17 protein-coding genes, 3 pseudogenes and 1 CRISPR repeat array are annotated in these 22,242 nt (G+C 72.7%); of the genes and pseudogenes, 8 read left to right on the forward strand and 12 right to left on the reverse strand.

Annotated features, from left to right (window positions below; all coding sequences use genetic code 11):
• Positions 1-33: 33 nt before the first annotated feature.
• The 6 genes and pseudogenes from O7606_RS17195 to mqnE all read right to left on the reverse strand — a co-directional run bounded on the left by O7606_RS17195 (position 34) and on the right by mqnE (position 5,275).
• Positions 34-972, reverse strand: a complete 939-nt coding sequence (locus O7606_RS17195) for an ABC transporter substrate-binding protein (RefSeq protein ID WP_281595045.1) — start codon at positions 970-972, stop codon at positions 34-36.
• 368 nt (positions 973-1,340) lie between these two features.
• Positions 1,341-1,724, reverse strand: a pseudogene (locus tag O7606_RS27650) (proprotein convertase P-domain-containing protein); the annotation flags it as partial.
• A 9-nt stretch (positions 1,725-1,733) separates the two neighbouring features.
• A pseudogene (locus O7606_RS17200) lies at positions 1,734-3,038 on the reverse strand (M14 family metallopeptidase); the annotation flags it as partial.
• Positions 3,039-3,190: 152 nt separating this feature from the next.
• Positions 3,191-3,469, reverse strand: a complete 279-nt coding sequence (locus O7606_RS17205) for a DUF4229 domain-containing protein (RefSeq protein WP_281595047.1) — start codon at positions 3,467-3,469, stop codon at positions 3,191-3,193.
• 56 nt (positions 3,470-3,525) lie between these two features.
• Positions 3,526-3,990, reverse strand: coding sequence for a hypothetical protein (locus tag O7606_RS17210; protein ID WP_281595048.1), 465 nt, complete (start codon positions 3,988-3,990; stop codon positions 3,526-3,528).
• Positions 3,991-4,105: 115 nt separating this feature from the next.
• A complete protein-coding gene (gene mqnE, locus O7606_RS17215; protein WP_281595049.1) occupies positions 4,106-5,275 on the reverse strand; it encodes an aminofutalosine synthase MqnE in 1,170 nt (389 codons plus the stop codon).
• A gap of 262 nt (positions 5,276-5,537) precedes the next feature.
• On the opposite strand from mqnE, the gene O7606_RS17220 reads away from it, so the two are divergent.
• From O7606_RS17220 to O7606_RS17235, 4 genes and pseudogenes are all read left to right on the forward strand, one after another.
• Positions 5,538-7,136 carry an NlpC/P60 family protein gene (locus tag O7606_RS17220; RefSeq protein ID WP_281595050.1) on the forward strand — a complete coding sequence of 533 codons (1,599 nt, stop codon included), beginning with the start codon at positions 5,538-5,540 and terminating at the stop codon, positions 7,134-7,136.
• A gap of 656 nt (positions 7,137-7,792) precedes the next feature.
• Positions 7,793-8,185 carry a hypothetical protein gene (locus O7606_RS17225; protein ID WP_281595051.1) on the forward strand — a complete coding sequence of 131 codons (393 nt, stop codon included), beginning with the start codon at positions 7,793-7,795 and terminating at the stop codon, positions 8,183-8,185.
• Between the two features lie 411 nt (positions 8,186-8,596).
• Positions 8,597-9,451, forward strand: a pseudogene (locus tag O7606_RS17230) (DEAD/DEAH box helicase); the annotation flags it as partial.
• 388 nt (positions 9,452-9,839) lie between these two features.
• Positions 9,840-10,091: a CRISPR direct-repeat array (repeat unit 24 nt; unit sequence ACCGCCCGCAGGGCGAGCGACGTT).
• Positions 10,092-10,521: 430 nt separating this feature from the next.
• Entirely contained in the window at positions 10,522-11,175 is a 654-nt protein-coding gene (locus O7606_RS17235) for a putative glycolipid-binding domain-containing protein (RefSeq protein ID WP_281599731.1), read from the forward strand.
• 16 nt (positions 11,176-11,191) lie between these two features.
• On the opposite strand, the gene O7606_RS17240 is transcribed toward O7606_RS17235, so the two are convergent.
• Complete coding sequence (locus O7606_RS17240; protein ID WP_281595052.1) at positions 11,192-12,154, reverse strand: WYL domain-containing protein; 963 nt, start codon at positions 12,152-12,154, stop codon at positions 11,192-11,194.
• Between the two features lie 53 nt (positions 12,155-12,207).
• On the opposite strand from O7606_RS17240, the gene O7606_RS17245 reads away from it, so the two are divergent.
• Positions 12,208-12,891 carry an alpha/beta hydrolase gene (locus tag O7606_RS17245; RefSeq protein ID WP_281595053.1) on the forward strand — a complete coding sequence of 228 codons (684 nt, stop codon included), beginning with the start codon at positions 12,208-12,210 and terminating at the stop codon, positions 12,889-12,891.
• A 171-nt stretch (positions 12,892-13,062) separates the two neighbouring features.
• On the opposite strand, the gene O7606_RS17250 is transcribed toward O7606_RS17245, so the two are convergent.
• Together O7606_RS17250 and O7606_RS17255 are read right to left on the reverse strand one after the other, a co-directional pair.
• On the reverse strand, positions 13,063-14,151 hold the full coding sequence (locus O7606_RS17250) for a PLP-dependent cysteine synthase family protein (protein WP_281595054.1): 1,089 nt from the start codon (positions 14,149-14,151) through the stop codon (positions 13,063-13,065).
• An 87-nt stretch (positions 14,152-14,238) separates the two neighbouring features.
• Positions 14,239-14,682, reverse strand: a complete 444-nt coding sequence (locus tag O7606_RS17255) for an Lrp/AsnC family transcriptional regulator (protein ID WP_281599732.1) — start codon at positions 14,680-14,682, stop codon at positions 14,239-14,241.
• Here O7606_RS17255 and O7606_RS17260 point away from each other — a divergent pair.
• Both O7606_RS17260 and O7606_RS17265 read left to right on the forward strand, forming a co-directional pair.
• Positions 14,565-16,880 carry a prolyl oligopeptidase family serine peptidase gene (locus O7606_RS17260; RefSeq protein ID WP_281599734.1) on the forward strand — a complete coding sequence of 772 codons (2,316 nt, stop codon included), beginning with the start codon at positions 14,565-14,567 and terminating at the stop codon, positions 16,878-16,880. The genes O7606_RS17255 and O7606_RS17260 overlap by 118 nt on opposite strands.
• 286 nt (positions 16,881-17,166) lie before the next feature.
• Entirely contained in the window at positions 17,167-17,436 is a 270-nt protein-coding gene (locus tag O7606_RS17265) for a BldC family transcriptional regulator (RefSeq protein ID WP_281595055.1), read from the forward strand.
• Positions 17,437-17,786: 350 nt separating this feature from the next.
• Here the strand turns inward: O7606_RS17265 and O7606_RS17270 are convergent, their stop codons facing one another.
• The gene (locus O7606_RS17270; protein ID WP_281595056.1) at positions 17,787-18,416 is read right to left on the reverse strand and encodes a UbiX family flavin prenyltransferase; all 630 of its coding nucleotides are present in this window, start codon (positions 18,414-18,416) and stop codon (positions 17,787-17,789) included.
• A 280-nt stretch (positions 18,417-18,696) separates the two neighbouring features.
• On the opposite strand from O7606_RS17270, the gene O7606_RS17275 reads away from it, so the two are divergent.
• On the forward strand, positions 18,697-19,656 hold the full coding sequence (locus O7606_RS17275) for a terpene synthase (protein ID WP_281595057.1): 960 nt from the start codon (positions 18,697-18,699) through the stop codon (positions 19,654-19,656).
• A gap of 108 nt (positions 19,657-19,764) precedes the next feature.
• On the opposite strand, the gene mqnP is transcribed toward O7606_RS17275, so the two are convergent.
• Together mqnP and O7606_RS17285 are read right to left on the reverse strand one after the other, a co-directional pair.
• On the reverse strand, positions 19,765-20,667 hold the full coding sequence (gene mqnP / locus O7606_RS17280) for a menaquinone biosynthesis prenyltransferase MqnP (RefSeq protein WP_281595058.1): 903 nt from the start codon (positions 20,665-20,667) through the stop codon (positions 19,765-19,767).
• Positions 20,664-22,124 carry a menaquinone biosynthesis decarboxylase gene (locus tag O7606_RS17285; protein WP_281595059.1) on the reverse strand — a complete coding sequence of 487 codons (1,461 nt, stop codon included), beginning with the start codon at positions 22,122-22,124 and terminating at the stop codon, positions 20,664-20,666. The genes mqnP and O7606_RS17285 overlap by 4 nt, the downstream gene beginning before the upstream one ends.
• Positions 22,125-22,242 lie beyond the last annotated feature (118 nt).

The following is a 22,242-nucleotide window of genomic DNA, read 5'->3' on the forward strand; positions in this document are numbered from 1 at the left end:
AACCTTCCTAACAGTTCGGCGGGGGGAGCGACGTCACGCGGCCGGGGCCTTGGCGACGGCGTCCACGATGGCGCGGAGCAGGTCGACCACGCGCGGCCCCCAGCGGGAGGCGACGTCGTCGTCCAGCGGGACGACCTGGTTGTTCTGCACCGCGCTGAGGCCGGACCAGCCGGCCCGCGCCTTGACCGTCTCCGGGGTCTGCTGGCAGCACTTCGTGTCGGAGAGGAAGACGAAGTCCGGGTCGGCCGAGACGATGACCTCCTGGGAGAGCTGCGGGTAGCCGCCGCTGGCGCCGTCGGCGTCGGACGCGTCGGCGATGTTCTCCAGGCCGACCAGGGCGTACAGCGAGCCGATGAAGGTCCTGCTGGTCGCGGTGTACAGCTCCGGGCCCAGCTCGTGGAAGTAGCTGAGCTTGTCGGCGCGTTGCGGCAGGTCCTTGACCAGCTTGGCGATGTCGTCCCGCATCCGGGTGGTCAGGTCGGTCGCCTCGTCGACCCGGCCGGTGAGCTGGCCCAGCTCGGTGATCTGCCGGTACGTGTCGTCGAGGGTCTGCGCCGCCGGGGTCTGGTGGACCGGGATCTTCAGCGCGGTGAGCTGGTCGACGATCTTGTTCCGGTCGTCGGAGAGGACGACCAGGTCGGGGTTCCTGGCGGCGATCGCCTCGGCGTTCGGCTGGAAGCCGGACAGGTCGGTCTTCGGGGCCTCGGTCGGGAAGTTCGACTGCTCGTCGACCGCGGTGACCTGCGGGCCGGCGCCGATCGCGAAGAGCATCTCGGTGGCGGTGGCCGACAGGGAGACGATCTTCTCGGGACGCTTCTCCAGGGTGAGCGCGCCGACCGTGACGGGAAAACCGCCGGTCGCGTCGCCCGCGTCGCCGGCGGGCTCGTCGGCCGTCGGGTCGGCGCAGGCGCCGAGCGCGAGCGCGGCGACCGCGAGCGCCACGGTGGCGATTCGAGGGGTACGGCGGAACATCTGACCTCCTGTCGGACGAGGATCGTGGTGCTTCGCCGACAGGGGCCAACCGGGCCGACCGCCTGCGAGGCGCCCTTCCTCGAAGGCGCGTGTCGCGACCACACCGCAGGCGACCTGGCTCGTCCTCGCCACCCGACAGGTCGGTCGGCACGCCCGGCGTCAGGCCCGGGGCGTCCGGCACGTGGGGCCGGGGTCGCCCGGCGCTCGAACCGGGGCGTCCGGCGCGGACGGCCGGAGTGGGAGGCGTCACAGTTGCGGGACAGCGCCGGATTCCGACCGGCTTCGCTGTGGGGTGGTCAGGGGAAACGGTAGCGCACCGGACGTGCCGTGGGCGGACCGGTGTGCCGGTCCGCCCACGAAATCACAGGTCAGACGGTCAGACTCCAGGAGTTGACGTAGCCGGTGTCGGTGCGGTAGACGTCCCGCACCTGCAACCGCCAGTTACCGTCGGCGCTCTCGCCCGACAGGTTCACCGTGTACGTCGCGGCGACGTTGTCCGCGCCGTCCGTGCTGCTGCTGTTCTTCAGCCGGTACGCGGTGCCGTCCGGCGCGAGCAGGTCGACGACCAGGTCACCCCGGAAGGTGTGCGGGATGTCCACGGTCACCGTGCTGGTGGCCGAGGCAGCCCGACCGCAGTCGGCGATGGTGATCGAGCTGGTGACCGCCGCGCCGGCGTCCGGGATCGTGACGTCGCTGTCGTTGGCGCCGGCGCACTCGGTCGGGGTCGGGTCGGGGGTGCCGCCACCGCAGTACGTCGACCCCTTGCCGATCGCCCGGTACGGGCAGTCGGCGTACTCGCTGAGCATCAGCACCGCGTCCTTGTTGCGGCTGGTCTCCCGGGAGATCACCTCGTCGGGCGGGTAGAAGCCGCCACCGCTGGCCGAGCCGGGGTACATCTCGAAGGTGTACGCCCAGATCTTGTGCTGCCCCCACATCCAGTCGATGCTGTCACCGTCGGTGATGTAGAGATCGCTGGACTGCTGCGGGGTGTAGCCGTTGGTCGCCGCCATCTGCTGGCCGATGGTGGCGAAGGTGTTGTACTGGTCGGCGGTCATGCCGGTGGCCGTGTTGCTGTACGTGTAGCCGAACGGCCAGAGCACGAGCTGCGAGTACGTGTGGAAGTCGATGTTCGCCTTGATCTGCTGCACTCCGCCGACGACGCGGCCGTTGACGAAGTTGCGCAGCGCGGCGGTCTCGGGGGCGGAGAAGGCCGACGGACCCCGGTAGGTGTCCGACGAGGGCAGACCGGACGAGCCGCCGCAGCAGCCCCACTGGTAGCTCCAGTTCCGGTTCAGGTCGGTGCCGACCGCGCTGGCGCCGCTGTTCGGCTGCCGGTTCTTCCGCCAGGAGCGGTACGAGCCGGTGGCGATGTCGTACTCGCTGCCGTCCGGGTTCACCGTCGGCACGATCCAGATCTCCCGGGTGTTGACCGCGTTGGTCACCCGGGAGTCGCTGCCGTAGCTGTCGGTGAAGAGGTTGAGCAGGTAGATCGCCATCTCGACGGTCAGGTGCTCCCGGGCGTGCTGCTGGGCGTTGATGAGGATCTCCGGCTCGTTCTCGTCGGTGGCGACGTTGTCGGAGATCTTCACCGCCATCAGGTCCCGACCCTCGTAGGACCGGCCGATGCTGATCTTGCGGGCGATGGTCGGGTGGTCGGCGACCACCTTGTTCACCACAGCGGTCAGCTCGGCGTAGTTGTGGTAGTTCGAGTCGGCGGGCGGGAAGTCCATCGTGCCGACGTCGCCGGAGTGCGAGTGGTCGTGCGCGTCGGTCACCGGGTCGAGCCGGAAACCGAGCTTCCGGATGGCGGCGGCCTCGGCCGCGGTCGCCGAGATGGTCAGCCGGCCGTGCTCGACGAAGTCGATGGCGGCGCCGGTGCGGGACACCGCGGTCCGGTCCTGCACCGTGCGCGGTCCGTGCACCTCGTACTGGACGGTGGTCGTCGGCTCGACCGCCGCGCGCGGGTCGGCCTGGACCGGCCCGGACACCACGGCGAAGAGCCCCACCGCGGCACTGACGGCGAGCACCACGCCACGACGGAGTGTGACGGATTTTCGGAAGGCCATGCCAACCTCCTGAGGGTGCGGAAGGACTCCGCTGTGTGGATCACACTCCATCACCCCTCACATGGTCATATCAATATCGACGGCCCTCTCTTTCATGCCAAGCGGATCCTCGCATCGGCAAAATTTTACACATCGGTGTGAGTAAATGAAAATTATCGCCCGTCGGTACGGTCGGCCGGGTCGGACTCGTCGTCACCGGCCAGGGCGGAACGCAGCCGCTCCTTCTCGGCCTGCCGACGGACCGACGCGCCGGCCATCTCCTCGGCCATCTCGTCCCGCCAGCCCCGCAGCAGGAAGAAGGAGACCGCCGCGGAGAACAACAGCGCCAGCATCACCTTGAGAAAGACGTTCAGGTCGACCGGCCAGAGGGCGAGCAGCACGACGACGAACAGCCCGATCCGGCCCAACGTGTACTTGACCGCCGCGCTCACGCGCCCACTCCCTCTCTCCGACCTCTCACCGACGACCCTCTCCCGACGACCACCGGTCAGCCCGTCCGCCGGACCAGCCAGCGGACCCCGGCGAACCAGACCACCGCGTAGACCACGGTGAAGGTCGCCGCCGCCAGGCCACCCGAGAGCAACGGCGCCAGACCGGCTGCCACCCCGGCGACCAGCAGCCCAGCCGCCACACCGGCCCCGACCGCGACCAGCGCGGCCACCACCCGGGCCGGGCCGAACTCCCAGGCCCGGAAGTCCTCCCAGAACAACCACGCCGGCAGGATCACCGCCAGCCAGCCGTTGGCCTGCCCGAAGTCGCCGCTGCCCAGCAGCTCGAAGGTCCAGTCGAAGACCACCAGGGCGAGCACGCCGACCACCACGCCGGCCAGGGCCACCCCGAGGAGGTCACCCAGGGCGACAACCCGCCCCTCGGCGTCCCGCCGGGGAAACCCAGGCCGGTCGTCCTGGCCCGCCGGATCCGCGCCGCCGGGTCTGCCGTCCCGCTTGTTCATGACGCTTGCAGGGTACGCGAGCTGCCCGGCCGCCCCGCGACGACCGGCCGCACCGCGACGACCGGCCGCACGCCCGCCTGCCCGACGCCCGGCCGCACGGCTGCGGCGACCCCGCTCAGGCCCACACCTGCTGCGGTTCGGACCGCCGGGACGCCAGCGACGGGGCCGGGTCGTACTCCTTGACCACGTCGTAGCGGGTGTTCCGCTCGACCGGCCGGAACCCGGCGTCCCAGATCAGGTGGAGCAGGTCGTCGCGGTGCATGGTGTTCGGGGTGCCGTACGAGTCCGCGTCGTGGGTGATCTTGTATTCGACGACCGAGCCGTCCAGATCGTCGACGCCGAAGTTCAACGAGAGCTGGGCCACCGACAGGCCGTGCATCACCCAGAAGCACTTGACGTGCGGGACGTTGTCGAACAGCAGCCGGGAGACCGCGAACGTCTTCAGCGACTCGGCCGGCGAGGCCATCGTCGTCCGGGCCTGGATCCGGTTACGGATCTTGCCGTCCGCCGAGTCCACGAAGTCGTGCTGGTAGCGCAGCGGGATGAAGACCACGAAACCACCGGTCTCGTCCTGGAGCTCGCGCAGCCGCAGCACGTGGTCGACCCGGTGCCGGGGCTCCTCGATGTGGCCGTAGAGCATGGTCGACGGGGTCTTCATGCCCTTGGCGTGCGCCAGCCGGTGGATCCGGGACCAGTCCTCCCAGTGACAGGCGTGATCCACGATGTGCTTGCGGACCTCCCAGTCGAAGATCTCCGCGCCGCCCCCGGTCAGCGACTCCAGGCCGGCCTCCATCAGCTCGTCCAGGATCGCGTCGGCGGAGAGGCCGCTGATCTTCTCGAACCACTGCACCTCGGTCGCGGTGAACGCCTTGAGGTTGACGTTCGGCAGGGCGGCCTTCAGCTCGCGCAGCACCTTGGGGTAGTACCGCCAGGGCAGCGTCGGGTGCAGGCCGTTGACGATGTGCAACTCGGTGAGCTGCTCGTCCTCCATCTCCTTGGCCTTGCGGACGGCCTCGTCGATCCGCATCGTGTACGCGTCCTTCTCGCCCGGCTTGCGCTGGAACGAGCAGTACGCGCAGGAGGCGGAGCAGACGTTCGTCAGGTTGAGATGCCGGTTGACGTTGAACATCACCCGGTCACCGTTGAGCTCGGCGCGCCGGTGATGGGCCAACCGACCGAGCCAGGAGAGATCGTCGCTGTCGTAGAGGGCGATGCCGTCCTCCCGGGTCAGCCGCTCCCCCGCGTACACCTTGGCTTCGAGCTCACGCTTGAGTCCGGCGTCCATCGACCTGACCGTCCCTTCCCGCTGGGTCCGAGGTCGAGCCTACGTCGTACCTCCGACGGTCCGTCGCGTGCGGCGTCCGCAGCGACCTACCTCACCGGCCTTCCGGCCGCCTTCATCCGACTCACAGTTTGTCGTTACCCCCGGCCCATCGACACGGCAGAGACATTCAGGTAAGACAAAATAGGACGCGCACCACAGCGGGCGCGTCGACGGACGTCGCGCCCCACCACGGCGCGGCCTCGACAGTGGGACGGGGAGCGGAATGACCGACAGCAGGCGCGCGCGACGGCTACGGCGACGGAGGCCGGTGGTCTCGCCGGTCCTGCGGCCGAAGCTCTGGGCCGCACTGCTCGGGATGGTCGCCGCGGCCGCCATGGCCGCCCCGGTCTACGCCGACCCGACCCTGCCCCAGACCGTCCCGGACACCGGCGCCCGGCCGGTCGCCGCGGGCGGGCTACGGCTGCCCGGCGGGGCGCCCGGCGGCAGTCTGCCCACCGGCGGGCCGCTCGGCGCCGCGCCGATCACCTCGATGGGCAACGGCCCGCTCGCCGCGCAGATCGCCGCCGTCGAAGCCCAGGTCGGCCTGCTCGGGCAGGAGCTGCTCAAACTCGAACAGCTCCGGAACGAGGCGAAGACCCAGCTCGCCACGGCCGACCGGGATCTCAAGCTCGCCCGGGACACCCTCGCCAGCGCCCAGCAGACCGCCGACGACGCCGCCGCCGACGCGGTCAAGGCCGCCGCCGCGCTGCCGGCCGACGGCTTCGGCTCCAGCCTGCACGGGCTCAGCATGCTGGAGCGGAGGAACCGGGGCGAGCAGGTCGAGGGCACCACCACCGCCGCGGCCGGCGAGCTGAACCGGGCGCGCGTCACGGAGCAGGCCGCGTACCAGGCGTTCCAGGCGGCGGAAACCCGACTGCGTACCGCCACCGAGCAGTTCACCACCGCCCAGAAGAACTACCGCGCCCAGGAAGCGGCCCTACTCAAGCTGCGGCAGGACAACGCCGCCCAGCTCGCCGAGATCGAACGCCAGCAGGAGGCCGCCGAGCAGCAGCTCGGTGAGCAGTACCTCCAGGGTGGCAGCGCCAACGGGCTGACCGCCCACCCCCGGGCGATGGCCGCCGTCAAGTACGCCCTCGCCCAGCTCGGCGACCCCTACCTGTGGGCGGCCGAGGGTCCGGACCGGTTCGACTGCTCCGGCCTGGTCTGGGCCGCATACCGGTCGAAGGGCGCCGACTACTTCAGCCTGCCCCGGGTCTCCCGGGACCAGTACAACGCCACCCGTACCCGGACGGTGAGCCGGGAGGCTCTGCTCCCCGGTGACCTGCTCTTCTACGCCTCGGGCAGCAGCTGGCAGTCGATCCACCACATGGGCATGTACATCGGCAACGGCAAGATGGTGCACGCGCCGACCACCGGCGACGTCGTGAAGATCTCCACCGTCCGCTGGTCGCGCCTGTTCGCCGCCACCCGGGTCGTCGGCGCGGTGCCCGCCCCGGGCGTCACCCCGGCGCCCACCCCGACCAAGACCGCCACTCCGAAGCCCACCGACACGGCCACCCCCAAGCCGACCGACACCGCCACCCCCAAGCCCACCGACACCGCCACCCCGAAGCCGACGAACACGGCCACCCCCAAGCCCACCGACACCGCCACGCCGACGCCGACCGGCACGCCGAGCGTCACCCCGGGGCCGACCACCACGCCGGGGCCGACGCCCACGGCGAGTGCCAGCGCCGGCGCGCCCAGCGCCTCGGCCAGCAGCACCGGAGAGCCGAGCGCGTCGGCCAGCGGCACGGGACGGCCCAGCGCCTCGGCCAGCAGCACCGGCTCGCCGAGCGCGACGGCGGGCATCCAGCGGTAACCTCCGCTCCGGCTGTGCCGCCGGACCAGAATGTGGCACGGTGAGAGCCAGGCACTCCCGGCTCCACGCCACGGGTCCGGGTGCGAGCACGGAGGACGAACATGGGCGAGTACGAGGTTCCGGCTGAAATCGTCACGTCCGGTTCCGGGCCCCGCCCGTCGACCGGATCGACCGGCCCGGGGCCGGACGTCACCCCACCGGCCGCCGAGCCGAAGGGCGCCCCGGTCGTACCAGTCCAACGTGGACCCCGGACGCCGGCCCGGGCCAGCGCCTCCGTGCCCGGCCTGCGGCGGGTCTCGCCGCAGGACCTCGGGGTCGCCGCCGGCGTCCGCACCGGCGGAGCGAAGGTGTACCGCTCGACGGAGACCGCGGAGCCGCGCTCCGCCGCGCCGTCCACGACAGCCGAACCGCCGGCACCCGCCACGCCCACGCCGCCGACCCCGCCCACGCCTCCGGTCCCGCCCACGTCGCCGACCCCGCCTGCCGCGCCGGTTCCGCCGGTCCCCGCCCCGCCGACGCCCGCGCCGCCCGTGCCGACGCCCGCGCCGCCCGTGCCGACGCCCGCTCCGCCGGTCCCGCCGACGCCGACGCCCGCTCCGCCCGCCCCACCGACGCCGACGCCCGCTCCGCCGGTCCCGCCGACGCCGGCCACACCCATGCCGCCCGCCCCACCGACGCCGGCCACGGGCACACCGGCCAGTGGCGCGCCGGCCACGGGCGCCCGGCCCACCGGTACGGCCGGGGTCGGCGTCGGCAGCGTCGGCACGCCGAACCGGTCCGGGACGATCTACGGCGGCTCGGTCACCGAGGGGCCCGGCTTCGCCACGGTCGCCTTCCCGGCGGGCAACCCGGTCGAGAACACCGGCTCGTTGACCGGCCACATCCTCGCCCAGGGCTGGGCCGACGCCCCGGCCGAACGGTCCAGCACGACGAAGGTGGTGCTGGTGCTGGTCGCGCTGCTCGGGCTGCTGGTCGCGATCAGCCTGGTGGTCGTGCTGATGGCGAACGACGCGTTGGGCGGGCTGTTCCAGAACCTCATCGGCGGCTGACCACCGCCACCGGGGCACGTACGTCGGTCAGGGTGAGCCCGCCCACTACTGCGGGCCGTGTCGGTGGCCGACGCGCCGTTTCGCCGTACACTGGTCTTTGATCACTGACCCGGCACGCATCACCGTGCCCTTGGGCGATCTTGCGGGCGAACCGGCGGTACCCATCGCGGCGGGCCATCGCGAAGATGCGCCCCGCTCGGAAGGTATTTCTTGACCATTCTCGCTGATTCCAGCACGTTCCCGACCGCTATCGACCCCACGGTCATCGACAGCACGGACGTCGACCCCACGGTCACCGAGTCCGCGCCCGCGGACGACGTCGACTTCGCCGCGCTGGGTCTCCCCCAGCCACTGGTCCGGGCGTTGGACCGGCAGGGCATCACCACCCCGTTCGAGATCCAGCGGGCCACCATGCCCGACGCGCTCGCCGGCCGGGACGTCCTCGGTCGGGGCCAGACCGGCTCGGGCAAGACCCTCGCCTTCGGCCTGCCGCTGCTCGCCCGGGTCGCCGACGGCGGCCGGGCCCGGCCGCTGCGCCCCCGCGCCCTGGTCCTGGTGCCCACCCGGGAACTCGCCATGCAGGTCAACGACGCGCTCCTGCCGCTGGGCAAGGCCGTCGGCGTGTTCCTCAAGACGGCGGTCGGCGGGGTGCCCTACGACCGTCAGATCGACGCCCTCCGGCGCGGCGTGGAGATCGTCGTGGCCACCCCCGGACGCCTGGGTGATCTGATCGCGCGCGGCGTGTGCCAGCTCGACGACGTCGAGATCACCGTGCTGGACGAGGCCGACCAGATGGCCGACATGGGCTTCCTGCCGGAGGTCACCGAGCTGCTGGCCAGGACGCCGGCCGACGCGCAGCGGCTGCTCTTCTCGGCCACTCTGGACAACGACGTCGATTCGCTGGTCAAGCGGTTCATGACCGATCCGGTCACCCACTCGACCGCTCCGGCCACCGCCGCCGTCTCCACGATGGACCATCACCTGCTGCTGATCCCGCCGCACGACAAGTTCGCGGTGGCCGCCTCGATCGCCGCCCGGGCCGGTCGGACGATGATGTTCGCCCGTACGCAGCTCGGCGTCGACCGGCTGGTGGAGCAGCTCGGCGCGGTGGGCGTACGGGCCGGTGGGCTGCACGGCGGCAAGACCCAGCGGATGCGTACCCGGACGTTGGCCGAGTTCCGCGAGGGCCGGACGAACGTGCTGGTCGCCACGGACGTGGCCGCGCGCGGCATCCACGTCGACGGGGTCTCCCTCGTCGTGCACATCGACCCGCCCAAGGACCCCAAGGACTACCTGCACCGGGCCGGGCGGACGGCCCGGGCCGGCGAGTCGGGCGCGGTGGCGACCCTGGTCCTGCCCAAGCAGCGGCGCACCACGCTGGCCATGCTGGAGAAGGCCGGTGTCGAGCCGGCTCAGCTCAAGGTGCGGGTCGGCGACCCCGAGCTGAGCGCGCTCACCGGGGCCCGGGAGCCCAGCGGCGTACCGGTGCCGAAGGACCTGCCGGAGCCGCGTCGCGGTGGCGACCGGGCCGGTGGCGTACGCCGCTTCGGTGACCGGGACGGCCGCGGCGAACGCCGCTACGGCGACCGCGGGGACCGTGGCGACCGCGGCTTCCGGAGCGAGAGCCGGTACGGGGAGCGGCGTTTCGCCGACCGGGACGCCCCGGGCGAGCGACGTTTCGCCGACCGCCCGCAGAGCGAGCACCGCTACGGCGACCGCCCGCAGGGCGAGCGACGTTACAGCGACCGCCCGCAGAGCGAACAGCGCTACGGCGACCGCCCGCAGGGCGAGCGACGTTTCGGCGACCGCCCGCAGAGCGAGCACCGCCCGCAGGGCGAGCGACGTTACAGCGACCGCCCGCAGAGCGAACAGCGCTACGGCGACCGCCCGCAGGGCGAGCGACGTTACGGCGGTTGGGACGGTCGCTCGGAGCGTGGCAGCCGCGCCGAGCACGGCAGCCGGGTCGAGCACGGGGCGCGGGGTGAGCGGGGCGGTCGCGCCGAGCGCGGTGGTTGGAGTGAGCGCGGCACCTGGGGCGAGCGCAGCGGCCGGGGCGGGCGCGCTCCGGGGCGTACCCACTGACCAGCCGGACACCGGAAGACCACCTGCCGGGCCGCCGCGGAGCTCACGCCCCGCGGCGGCCCGGCTGCATGATCCACTCCAGATCACGGATCAGGGGCTGTCCCCCGTCGACGTGAGCGCGATATCAGCGATACGGCGCGGCCACCGGCCCACCGGCACACCGGCCCAGCCGGCCCACCCGGCCCAAGGGGGTGGAGGCGGCGGAACGGGTGCCGGCGGTGGCGGGCTGCCGTAACGTCCGGTTCATGCCGACCATGCCGACATCCCTGTTCTGGGTCCGCACCGACACCGCCGGAAGTGAGCACGCGCTCCTCGACGACCGGAACGGGCTCACCGCCCGAGGTCAGGCCCAGGCCGTCGACCCGGTCCCCTGGACCTGCCGGTACACCCTCAGCGCCGCCGCCGACTGGTCGACGGTCCGGCTGGAGGTGGAGGCCACCGGGGCAGGCTGGTCGCGTGGGGTACGGCTGGAGCGGCAACCGGACCGGTGGCGGATCGTCGCCAACGAACAGGGTGACCTCGACGCCGCGCTGCGCGCCGTCGGGCGCCCGCCGGCCGGGCTGCCGGGCACCGACGACCCCGCCCGGCTGGCCGACGCGGTGGACGTCGACCTGGGCGGGTCGCCACTGTTCAACACGCTTCCGGTACGTCGGCTGGGGCTGCTCGACGCCGCCGCCGACAGCAGGCGTCGGATCCAGGTGGCCTGGGTGCTGGTGCCGAGCCTGCTGGTGGTGCCGGCCGAGCAGACGTACACCGCGCTCGGGGCGGGCCGGGTCGGTTTCGCCAGCGACACCTTCCGGACCGAGATCGAGGTCGACGCCGACGGTTACGTGACGCGTTATCCGGGGCTGGCCGACCGGGTCTTCCCGCCGCGCGTCGGTGACCCGCCGGGCGGCGTCTCCGGGTGACCGCCGGGGGCCGGACTCAGGGCGGGGGCGGGACGGCCGCGCTGAAGCGGGCGGCGACGGTGGCCACGGCGGCACGCAGCTCGGGGCCCTCCTCCACGGTGAAGCCGAAGGGGACGGTGGCCAGCCACTCCTGGGCGTACATGGTGGGGTTCCGGGTGCTGCCGACCAGGACGCACCGGTCGCCGGCCGCTTCGAGACGGCCCATCGTGGGCCGGATCCACGGCGTCACCTTTTCCTGCGGCGCGTGGAACACCACCCGGGTGGGGTACTTCCAGCCTGCGCCGAGATTCTCCTCGAGCGCGGCGACCGGGTCGAGGTCGGCGGGCGGCGCGAAGCCGTGCGTCAGCAGCCGCACGGCCCGGACCCGGTCGATCCGGTACGTGCGGACGGCGTCCGCCCGGTGCGAGTGGCAGAGCAGGTACCAGCGCCCGTACCGCACCACGACCGCCCACGGGTCGACCTCGGCGTCCCACTCCTCGCCGCTTCCGCCCCGGTAGGTGAGCAGGACGCGGCGTCGGTCGGCGACGGCGGTGACCAGGGCGCTCGTGGTGGCGGGGTCGGGGCGGGCGGCATGCCGGTCCGGGGTGGCGGAGGCGTAGGCCCGCAGCGCCGCCGCCTGCCGGCCGACGCTGTCGGGCAGCGCCCGGATGACCTTGCCGAGCGCCGAGCCGACCAGGTCGTCGGCGTCGATCGCCGCCGGCTGCCCGTCGAGCACGGCCATGACCAGGCCGAGCGCCTGCTCCTGGGTGAAGACGACCGGCGGCAGCCGGGTGCCACGGCCCAGCCGGTAGCCGCCGTAGGGGCCGCGGACGGATTCGACCGGGATGCCGGCCTCGCGGAGGATCCCGACGTAACGTCGCGCGGCCCGTTCCGTCACGCCCAGGCCGGCGGCGAGCTGGTCGGCGGTCGTGCCGGGGCGGGCCTGGAGGATTTCGAGCGCGCGCAGGGCCCGGGCGGTAGGGCTCGGACCGGCTCGCACAGCGGAAACAGTACCGGACGCGGATCGTCCGGAATCGCCGCTAGGTTGAGGCCATGAACGAAGCGCAGATCGTGCTCCTGGGTGGGTTGTGGCTCGACGGATCGGTGTGGGCCGGCGTGGCGGGCGAGCTGGCGGACCGGGGGCGCCGGGCGGTGCCGGTGACCCTGCCGGGGCAGGGCGACGGGAACACGTCGGCGACGCTGGCCGACCAACTGACCGCGGTGCTCGCCGCCGTGGACGCGGACCCGGGCAGGTCGGTGGTGGTGGGTCACTCCGCGGCGTGCGCCCTGGCCTGGATGGCGGCCGACGCGCGGCCCGGACGGGTGGAGAAGGTGGTGCTGATCGGCGGGTTCCCCTCCGGTGACGGGGAGTCGTACGCCGACTTCTTCGAGATCAGGGACGGGGTGCTGCCGTTCCCGGGTTGGCGACCGTTCGACGGGGCGGACGCGGCCGACCTGGACGAACCGGCCCGGCAGGCCTTCGCGGCGGCGGCGGTCCCGGTCCCGGAGGGCGTGGCCAGGGGCGTGGTACGGCTGACGGACGAGCGGCGGTTCGACGTACCGGTCGTGGTGGTGTGTCCGGAGTTCACGCCGGCCGAGGCGCGGGACTGGATCGCCTCGGGGGACGTGCCCGAGCTGGCCAGGGCCAGCCACGTCGACCTGGTCGACATCGACTCCGGGCACTGGCCGATGATCACCCGCCCCACCGAGTTGGCCCGGATCCTCGCCGCGCTCTAGGGCCCGGTCGAAGTCCTCGGTCGAGCCGAGGCGGAGTCCAGGCGGCGGTCCGGCAAGGCGGGGATCGGTCCGGACACCGGTGTCGTGTCCGGACCGGTCCGCAACGCCGCCGGCCGTCGTCTGGGCCCGCCGTAGGCCGGCCAGGGACTTCGACCAGGCCCTGGGTCTGTCTCAGGGGAACTGGCCGGTGGTCAGGAAGCGGTCGATGGTGGCGAGGTGCGGGGTCAGGTCGAGGCCCTGGGCGGTCACCCAGTCGTCGGCGTAGTACGTGTCGGCGTACCGGTCACCGGCGTCACAGATCAACGTCACCACCGAGCCGGTCCGCCCGGCGGCCAGCAGCTCGGCGATCAGCCCGAACGCGCCCCACAGGTTCGTGCCGGTGGAGCCGCCCACCCGCCGGCCGAGCAGGGCGGAGCCGGCCCGCATGGCGGCCAGCGAGGCGGCGTCCGGCACCTGGACCATCCGGTCCACCACGCTGGGCAGGAAGGACGCCTCGACGGTGGGTCGGCCGATGCCCTCGATCCGGGAGCCCCGGCCGGCGCGTACCGTCCAGTCGCCGGACTGCCAGGCGGGGTAGAACGCCGAGTGCTCGGGGTCGACCACGCAGAGCTTCGTGGGCAGTCGGCGGTAGCGGGCGTACCGGCCGATGGTGGCGCTGGTGCCGCCGGTGCCCGCGCCCACCACCACCCAGGCCGGCACGGGGTGGCGTTCCAGGGCGAGCTGGGCGTAGATCGACTCGGCGATGTTGTTGTTGCCCCGCCAGTCGGTGGCCCGCTCGGCGTACGTGAACTGGTCCATGAAGTGCCCGCCGGAGTCCTCGGCCAGCCAGCGCGCCTCGACGACCACCTTGGCCGGGTCGTCGACCAGGTGGCAGCGCCCGCCCTGGAACTCGATCTGGATGATCTTCTCGGGTGACGTGGAGGCCGGCATCACCGCGATGAACGGCAGCCCCAGCATCCGGGCGAAGTACGCCTCGGAGACGGCGGTCGAGCCGGAGGACGCCTCGACGACGGTGGTCTGCGGGCCGATCATCCCGTTGCAGAGCCCGTAGAGGAACAGCGAACGGGCCAGCCGGTGCTTCAACGAGCCGGTCGGGTGCACCGACTCGTCCTTGAGGTAGAGGTCGACGCCCCACTGTCGGGGCAGCGGGAACGGCAGCAGGTGGGTGTCGGCCGACCGGTTCGCGTCGGCCTCCACGGCGGCGATCGCCTCGGTCACCCACGCCCGGACCGCGTCGTCGCACCGGTCGAGATAGCTCACCTGGGAAAACTAGCAACCCTCACGTGCCGCGCAGGAAAGGGCACCGTGCTGACGCCTCGTGCACCGGAAGGCGCCCTTCCCGACCCCTCAGGGGGCGGGCCCGGGCTGGGGGCGGTTCTCCCACTTGGTGGACAGGGCGATGCCGGTACGGGTGGAGGCCACCCCCGGCGTGCGGTTGAGCCGGACGATCAGCCGTTCCAGCTCGGCGATCGTGGGCACCCGGGCCTTGAGCAGGAAGGACTCCACCCCGGCCATGAAGTAGCAGGACTCGATCTCCGGCATCTGCCGCAGCGCCGCCAGCACGTCGTCGGTGTCGGCGGCCGAGTCCTCGACGATGCCGATCAGCGCGGTCACGCCCAGGCCGATCAACTCCGGCTCCACCTCGGCCCGGTACGCCCGGATGACCCCGCTGGATTCGAGCTTGCCGACCCGTTCGTGCACGGCGGGCGCGGAGAGCCCCACCTGACGGGCCAGTTCGGCGTACGACAGGCGGGCGTTGCCGCGCAGCAGCTCCACGAGCCTCAGGTCGATGGCGTCCACGGACTGTAGACCCTAGTCGCCTTGCCGACAGCCGGGCGGGCACACCGACGGCTGAGGCGTCCGGAATAGTGAGGAAGATGCGCAGCGACGACGGTGACGACCCGTACCTCTGGTTGGAGGATCTCGACGGCGACGACGCCGCCGCCTGGGTGCGGGAGCGTAACGCCGAGACGGTCGCGGCGGTGGCCGGCGGCGAGACGTTCGACCGGCTGCGGGCCGGCATCCGGGAGGTGTTCGACTCCGACGAGCGCGTCCCCTACCCGGGCTGGCGCGGGGACGGCTTCTGGTACGGCTTCTGGCGGGACGCGGCGCACCCGCGTGGCCTGTGGCGGCGTACGACGTCGACGCAGTACCGCCGGGCCGAGCCGGAGTGGGACGTGCTGCTCGACGTGGACGCGCTGGCCGACCGGGAGGGGGAGAACTGGGTCTGGGGTGGCGCGCAGTGCCTGCGGCCCGGCAACGAGCGCGTGCTGGTCAGCCTGTCCCGGGGCGGCGCGGACGCGGTGGTGGTGCGGGAGTTCGACCTGCGCCGCCGGTCGTTCGTCGAGGACGGCTTCCAGGTGCCGGAGGCGAAGACCCGGGTCCGCTGGATCGACGCGGACCACGTCTTCGTCGCCACCGACTTCGGGCCCGGGTCGATGACCACCTCCGGCTACCCACGGGTCGTCAGGCGGTGGCGGCGCGGCACCCCGCTGGCGGCGGCCGAGGTCGTCTACGCCGGGCGGCCCGACGACCTGACGGTGTACGCCAGCCACGATCCGACGCCCGGTTTCGCCCGTGACTTCGTCGTCCGGAGCCTGGACTTCTACCGGTCCGAGAAGTACCTGCTGACCGCGGCCGGCGAGCTGGTCCGGATTCCGGTGCCCGACGACGCCGGGTGGGACGTGCACAGGGAGTGGCTGCTGGTGCAGCTCCGGTCGCCCTGGACGGTCGACGGGGTGACCCATCCCGCCGGCGCGCTGCTGGTGACCAGGTTCGACGCGTTCCTCGCCGGCGGCCGGGAGCTGACGACGCTCTTCCGGCCCGACTCCCGCACCGCGCTCAGCTCGTACGCGTGGACCCGTCACCACCTGATCCTGGCCAGCACGGTCGACGTGCGGAGCCGGCTGGAGGTGGCCACGCCCGGTGACGCCGGTTGGCGCAGCGCCCCGCTCGCGGGCGTGCCCGAGCACGCCCACAGCGTCGTCGTGGACACCGACCCCGACCGCGACGACGCCTACCTGCTCGCCTCGACCGGATTCCTCGAGCCGACGACGCTCCGGCTCGGGCAGGTCGACGGTCCGGTCGAGACGCTGAAGCGGGAGCCGGCGTTCTTCGACGCGGACGGCATGGCGGTACGCCAGTTCTTCGCCACCTCCGCCGACGGCACGCGGGTGCCGTACTTCGTGGTGGGGGACCCTGACGCGGCCGGCGGGCCGGCGCTGCTCACCGGCTACGGCGGGTTCGAGGTGTCGCAGATGCCGCACTACAGCGGCGCCGTCGGTCGGGCCTGGCTGGCCCGGGGCGGCACGTACGTGGTGGCGAACATCCGCGGCGGCGCGGAGTACGGCCCCGACTGGCACCGGGCCGCGCTGCGGGAGAACCGGCCCCGGGCGTTCGAGGACTTCGCGGCGGTGGCGACCGACCTGGTGACCCGGGGCGTCACCACGCCGGATCGGCTCGGCATCGAGGGCGGCAGCAACGGTGGCCTGCTGATGGGGGTGATGCTGACCCGTCGACCGGAGCTGTTCGGCGCGGTCGTCGCCCACGTGCCGCTGCTGGACATGCGGCGCTACCACCGGCTGCTCGCCGGCGCCTCCTGGATGGCCGAGTACGGTGACCCGGACCAGCCGGCCGACTGGGCCTTCCTGCGGGGGTACTCGCCGTACCACAACGTGCGCGCCGGGCGGGCGTACCCGCCGCTGCTGCTGGTCACCTCGACCCGCGACGACCGGGTGCATCCGGGGCACGCCCGCAAGATGGCGGCCCGGCTACGCGAGCACGGTCACGACGTGGCGTACTACGAGAACGTCGAAGGCGGGCACGGCGCCGCGGCGAACAACGAGCAGCGGGCCTTCGTCTGGGCGCTGACCCTGGAGTTCCTCTGGCAGCGACTGACCGGGGACGGGCTGACCGGGGAGCGGGCGGTGCCGCGTCAGCCGGCGGATCGGTCGGCGACGCCGGCCGGCACCACCCAGGCGGTGCGCTGACCGGTGATCGCGGACCTGCTGTGATATCACGGTGTACCGACGTCGGGAAAAGGGACGAACGGAGATACTGCGTCGTACCAACCGCTTCGTATCCGTTAGGGGATTGGTCCGGGAGCTCGATCCGGTCACCATTCCCAACTCCCTAAGCAGTGCTTTTTTCGCGTTTGGCGGACACGTCACATAGCTGGTGCTGTAATTGCCGTACGTCCCTCATGACGGCTCTGGGCTCGCACCGGCCGGGGGCAGTGTGTTCAGCCGGGGGCTTCGTCGACGCGAGGAGGGGGCTGTGGACACTGGAGATCGCCTGCTGACACCGGGCGAGGTGGCCGCGTTGTTTCGGGTGGACCCGAAAACCGTGACGAGATGGGCGGCGGCCGGCCGGATCGGCAGCATCCGTACTCCAGGCGGGCATCGCCGGTTCCGGGAATCCGAGGTGCGGGCGCTACTCGAAGGGGAAGGCATGCTCGACGAGGCGGAGGACGTGGCGAACCGGCCACGAAACGCCGGTCCGACGGCTTCCACCGGCCCGGGGCCAGCCAACGCCGGGATGTACTGACCGCCCGCGCCGGCTACGGCGTGGACCAGCATGGGCGTGGACCGGCTTGGGCGCGGACCGGCTTGGGCGCGGACCGGCTTCGGCGTGGGCCGCTTCGGCGTGGACCGGAGGGAACGAGGACCGGTCCACGCTGGGGCACGTGCCGCACGCCGACCGACCCGGGCGACCCGCCCACGCCCATGATCCGCCCACGCCCATGATCCACGCCAGTTCGTGGAAATAGGGCCATTCGGTCGAGGCGTCACCCCCACAACAGCGAAACGTCGAGGGGGAAGCCGGTCCGCCGGGCGACCAGGCGCCGACGCGGCGGAGCGACCCGGGCGCCGGTCAGGTACGGCCCCGGGCACAGGTCAGGTACGGTCCGCGCGCAACTGGCCGGACCAGCGGTGGAACAACGTGTGCGGCACGCTCAACGCGTCCAGCACCTTGCCGGCCACGAAGTCGACGAGCTGCTGCGCGGAGGCGGACGCGCCAGCCCCGTAGAAACCGGGATTCGCCGGCAGCACCACCGCGCCGGCGTCGTGCAACGCGATCAGGTGCTCCAGGTGGCTGCGGGTGACCGGGGTCTCCCGGGGCACCACGACCATCGGCCGGCGCTCCTTGAGGTTGACCTCGGCGGCCCGCTGCAACAGGTCCTTCGACAGCCCGATCGCGATGCCCGCGCAGGCGGCGGTGCTGGCCGGCACCACGGCCATACCGCGTACCCGGTAGGAGCCGCTGCTCGGGCCGGCGGCCAGATCACCGGCGGGCCAGTACCGCAGGTCGTCGTCGCCCAGGTCGCGGCCCAGCCAGGCCGCCAGGTCGGCGGACCAGTGCCCGTCCCGGAACGGTCGGCCGGTCTCGTCGAGGATGGTCAGCCGGGCCGCCCGGGAGACGATCAGGTCGACGGCCGCCCCGGCGTCGAGCAGCCCGCGCAGCACGGCCGCCGCGTACGGCGTGCCGGACGCCCCGGAGACGCCGACCACCCATGGTTCCCGCATGTCGACAAGACTGCCTGGTCAGCATGGCGACCCGCACACCACCCCCGACCCGGCCCGGTCTGGTGCGCCCGACCGACCACACCGCCGGCCGCAGCGCGGGGGCCCGGAGGCGCGGGGCCCGGAGGCGCGGGGCCCGGAGGCGCGGGGCCCGGAGGCGCGGGGCCCGGAGGCGCGGGGCCCGGAGGCGCGGGGCCCGGAGGCGCGGGGCCCGGGGGCGGGAGAGCGCTCACCTGTCTGGCATGCTGCGGGGGCACGACGCGCCGCAGACGGGGAATCGGTGATGGCCGGCGGAACGCCCTGGTTCGACTGTCCGATTCCACCCCGGCTGTCCCCGTACGCGGACGCCGTTCAGGAGTGGCTGACCCACTGGCTGACCCGGGTCGAGCCCACGCTGGGCGGGGCGGTCGCGGAACGGGTGCGCCACGCCGGCTTCGCCAGGTACGCCGGCCGGCTCTACCCGGAGGCGGGCGAGGCCGACCTGCGGACCATCTCCGCCCTGTTCACCTGGTTCTTCCTGGTGGACGACCACTGCGACGACCCACGCCGGACACCCGGGGAGGTCGACGCGCTGCGCGCCGGGGTGGCCCGACTGCTGCGCGACGGCCCGACCGCCGGGCACCCCGGTCTCACCGGCCCGCTGCGTCGACTCCTGGCCGACGCCTGGCAGGCGCCCGCCGCCCGGATGCCGGCCCGGTGGCGGAACCGGTTCGCTGACGCGGTCGCCCACCACCTGGCCGGGGTACGGCGGCAGGTCGCCGACCGGACCGCCGGCCGGTCACCGAGCCGCGCCGAGTACGTGCCGCTGCGCCGGGCCACCTCGGCGGCGTACGTGTCGTACGTGCTGATCGAGTTCGCCACCGGCCACGCGCTGCCGGACGCCGTGGTCCACCATCCGCTGCTGGCCCGGATCGCGGCGACCGCCAACGACCTGCTCTCCTGGTTCAACGACGTGATCTCGCTGGACGCCGACCGGGCCGGCTCGTCCGGGCACAACCTGGTGCTGGTGACGGCCGCCGAGCGCGGCGTGCCGCTGTCGACCGCGACGGAGCTGGTGGCCGACGAGTGGCGGACGACGATGGCCCGGTTCGTGGCGCTGCGCGCGGCGGCGCCGTCGTTCGGTCCCGGGCTGGACGAGGCGGTCGCCGCGTACCTGGACGCGGTCGCCAACTCGGTCCGCGGCACCATCGACTGGTCGCTGGAGAGCGCCCGCTACCCGGCGTCGGGGCGGTACCGCCGCTGACCCGGCCCGACAGCGCCGGCAGGTCGCTGGCGCGTTGGCGCCGGCGACCCGGCCCGGTGGCGCCGGCCAGCAGCCCGATGGCCCGGTAGCGCCGGCCGGCGGTCCGGCTCAGGGACGCAGACCGAGCCGGAGCACCAGATCGAGCAGGGCGAACACGAACAGGGCGATGCCCACGAACCCGTTGGCGGTGAAGAACGCCCGGTTGACCCGGCTCAGGTCGGTGGGGCTGACCACCACGTGCTGGTACGCGAAGGCGAGCGCGGTCAGCGCCAGCCCGATCCAGAACGGCCAGCCGAACCCGATCAGCGCGCCGAACCAGACGTACAACGCGAACGTCACCAGGTGCGCGACGGTGGAGGCGTGCAGCGCGAAGCGCAGCCCGTACCGGGCGGGCACGCTGCGGACCCCGATCTCGCGGTCCACCTCGGCGTCCTGGCAGGCGTAGATCAGGTCGAAGCCGCCGATCCACAGGCCGACGGCGATGCCGAGCAGCCAGGCCGGCCACGAGCCGGCGAACGTGCCGGTGACCGCGAGCCACGCGCCGACCGGGCCGACCGCCTGGGCGACCGCGAGGATCGCGTGCGGCCAGTCGGTGAAGCGTTTGCCGTACGGGTAGACGACAAGCGGCACCACGGCGAGCGGCGCGAGGGCCAGGCAGAGCGGGTTCAGCAGGGCGGCGGCGGCGAGGAACACGACGAGCGCGACGGCCGCGCCGGTCCAGGCCGTCCGCACGCTCACCGCCCCGGTGACCAGCTCCCGCCCGGCGGTACGGGGGTTCCGCGCGTCGATCCGCCGGTCGAGGATCCGGTTGGCGGCCATCGCGAACGTCCGTGCCCCGACCATCGCCACGGTGATCAGCAGCAGGTCGAGCCAGCGCACCCGCCCGCCGTTCACCTGCATCGCGGTCAGCGCGGAGAGGTACGCGAAGGGCAGCGCGAAGACCGAGTGCTCGATGGCGACGAGTTTCAGGAAGGATTTCACCCGACCGGGCCGTTCGGTGACCTCGGTCATCTGATGCCGTACTCCTTCCAGCGCTTGTCGACCAGGGCGACCACCTCGGGCGACATGGTCATCTCCTCCGGCCAGCCCCGGGCGTAGCCCTCGGTGGGCAGTTTGCGGGTGGCGTCGACGCCGGCCTTGCCACCCCAGAACTGCTGGTACGAGGAGTGGTCCAGGTGGTCCACCGGCCCCTCGGTGAGCAGCAGGTCACGGGAGTAGTCGACGTTGCCGAAGGCCCGGAACGCCACCTCGTGGTAGTCGTGCACGTCGCAGTCGTCGTCCACCACCACGATCAGCTTGGACAGCGACAGCAGGTGCGCGCCCCAGATCGCGTTCATGATCTTCTGCGCGTGCTTGGGGTAGCGCTTGCGGATCGAGACGATCACGCAGTTGTGGAAGACCCCGGCGGCCGGCAGGTCGTAGTCGACGATGTCGGGGATGAGCAGCTTGAGCAGCGGCAGGAAGATCCGTTCGGTGGCCTTGCCGAGGCCGTGGTCCTCCTGCGGCGGCTTGGACGTGATGATCGAGTGGTACACCGGGTCGCGCTGCATGGTCATCGCCTCGATGTGCAGCACCGGGAACGGCTCGACCGGGGTGTAGAAGCCGGTGTGGTCGCCGAACGGCCCCTCGGGCAGCCGCTCGCCCGGCTCCAGGTAGCCCTCCAGCACCACCTGGGCGTGCGCCGGCACCTGGAGCGGAACGGTCAGGCAGTCGACCATCTCCACCCGCTCGCCCCGCAGGAACCCGGCGAACAGGTATTCGTCGATGTCTCCGGGGAGCGGCGCGGAGGCGGAGTAGCTGACCACCGGGTCGCAGCCGATCGCCACCGCCACCGGCAGCCGCTGCCCGAGTCGCTCGGCGACCGCGTGGTGGGCGGTGGAGTCCTTGTGGATCTGCCAGTGCATGCCCAGCGTGTTGTGGCTGTGCTGCTGGAGCCGGTACAGCCCGAGGTTGCGCTTGCCGGTCTCCGGGTGCTTGGTGTGGGTCAGTCCGTAGTTGTGGAAGATGCCGCCGTCGCCGGGCCACACCTGGAGGCCGGGCAGCCGGTTCAGGTCGACCGCGTCGCCCCGGTAGACCACCTGCTGGCAGGGCGCGGTCTTCACCTTGCGCGGCGGCACCGACTTGAGCTGCATGACCTTGCCCAGGCCCTCGCGGATGCCGGACCAGCCGACCGGCAGCTCCGGCTTGACCATCGCCCCGATCCGGTCGCCGATCTCGTTGAGCGAGTCGACGCCGAGCGCCATCGCGGTCCGCCGCTCGGTGCCGAACAGGTTGATCGCCACCGGCATCTCGCCCCGGGTGGGCCGCTCGAACAGCAGCGCCGGCCCGCCGGCCCGGACCGTCCGGGTGACCACCTCGCTGATCTCCAGCGTCGGATCCACCGGCACGCCGACGCGCCGCAGCTCACCGGCCCGCTCCAGCGCCGCGAGAAAGTCCTTGAGATCCGTGTACGGGAAGCCACGTGCCATGCCCACAGTCTCCCGCACCAGCCCGACCCCTCTCCCACCCGACCCCACCCCCGGCTCCCCCGCGCCGCGCCGTCCATTTCACGGAAATGGTGGCATCCCGGACAGTGGATCACCCCAT

The sequence above is a fragment of the Micromonospora sp. WMMD882 genome (genome assembly GCF_027497255.1).
In the GTDB taxonomy this organism is placed as follows: domain Bacteria; phylum Actinomycetota; class Actinomycetes; order Mycobacteriales; family Micromonosporaceae; genus Micromonospora.

Coding starts and splice junctions, on each gene's coding strand:
- O7606_RS17195 (WP_281595045.1), bottom strand. CDS start 972: ATGTTCCGCCGTACCCCTCGAATCGCCACCGTGGCGCTCGCGGTCGCC.
- O7606_RS17210 (WP_281595048.1), bottom strand. CDS start 3,990: ATGAACAAGCGGGACGGCAGACCCGGCGGCGCGGATCCGGCGGGCCAG.
- mqnE (WP_281595049.1), bottom strand. CDS start 5,275: ATGGACGCCGGACTCAAGCGTGAGCTCGAAGCCAAGGTGTACGCGGGG.
- O7606_RS17220 (WP_281595050.1), top strand. CDS start 5,538: ATGACCGACAGCAGGCGCGCGCGACGGCTACGGCGACGGAGGCCGGTG.
- O7606_RS17225 (WP_281595051.1), top strand. CDS start 7,793: ATGCCGCCCGCCCCACCGACGCCGGCCACGGGCACACCGGCCAGTGGC.
- O7606_RS17235 (WP_281599731.1), top strand. CDS start 10,522: ATGCCGACATCCCTGTTCTGGGTCCGCACCGACACCGCCGGAAGTGAG.
- O7606_RS17245 (WP_281595053.1), top strand. CDS start 12,208: ATGAACGAAGCGCAGATCGTGCTCCTGGGTGGGTTGTGGCTCGACGGA.
- O7606_RS17270 (WP_281595056.1), bottom strand. CDS start 18,416: ATGCGGGAACCATGGGTGGTCGGCGTCTCCGGGGCGTCCGGCACGCCG.
- O7606_RS17275 (WP_281595057.1), top strand. CDS start 18,697: ATGGCCGGCGGAACGCCCTGGTTCGACTGTCCGATTCCACCCCGGCTG.
- mqnP (WP_281595058.1), bottom strand. CDS start 20,667: ATGACCGAGGTCACCGAACGGCCCGGTCGGGTGAAATCCTTCCTGAAA.
- O7606_RS17285 (WP_281595059.1), bottom strand. CDS start 22,124: ATGGCACGTGGCTTCCCGTACACGGATCTCAAGGACTTTCTCGCGGCG.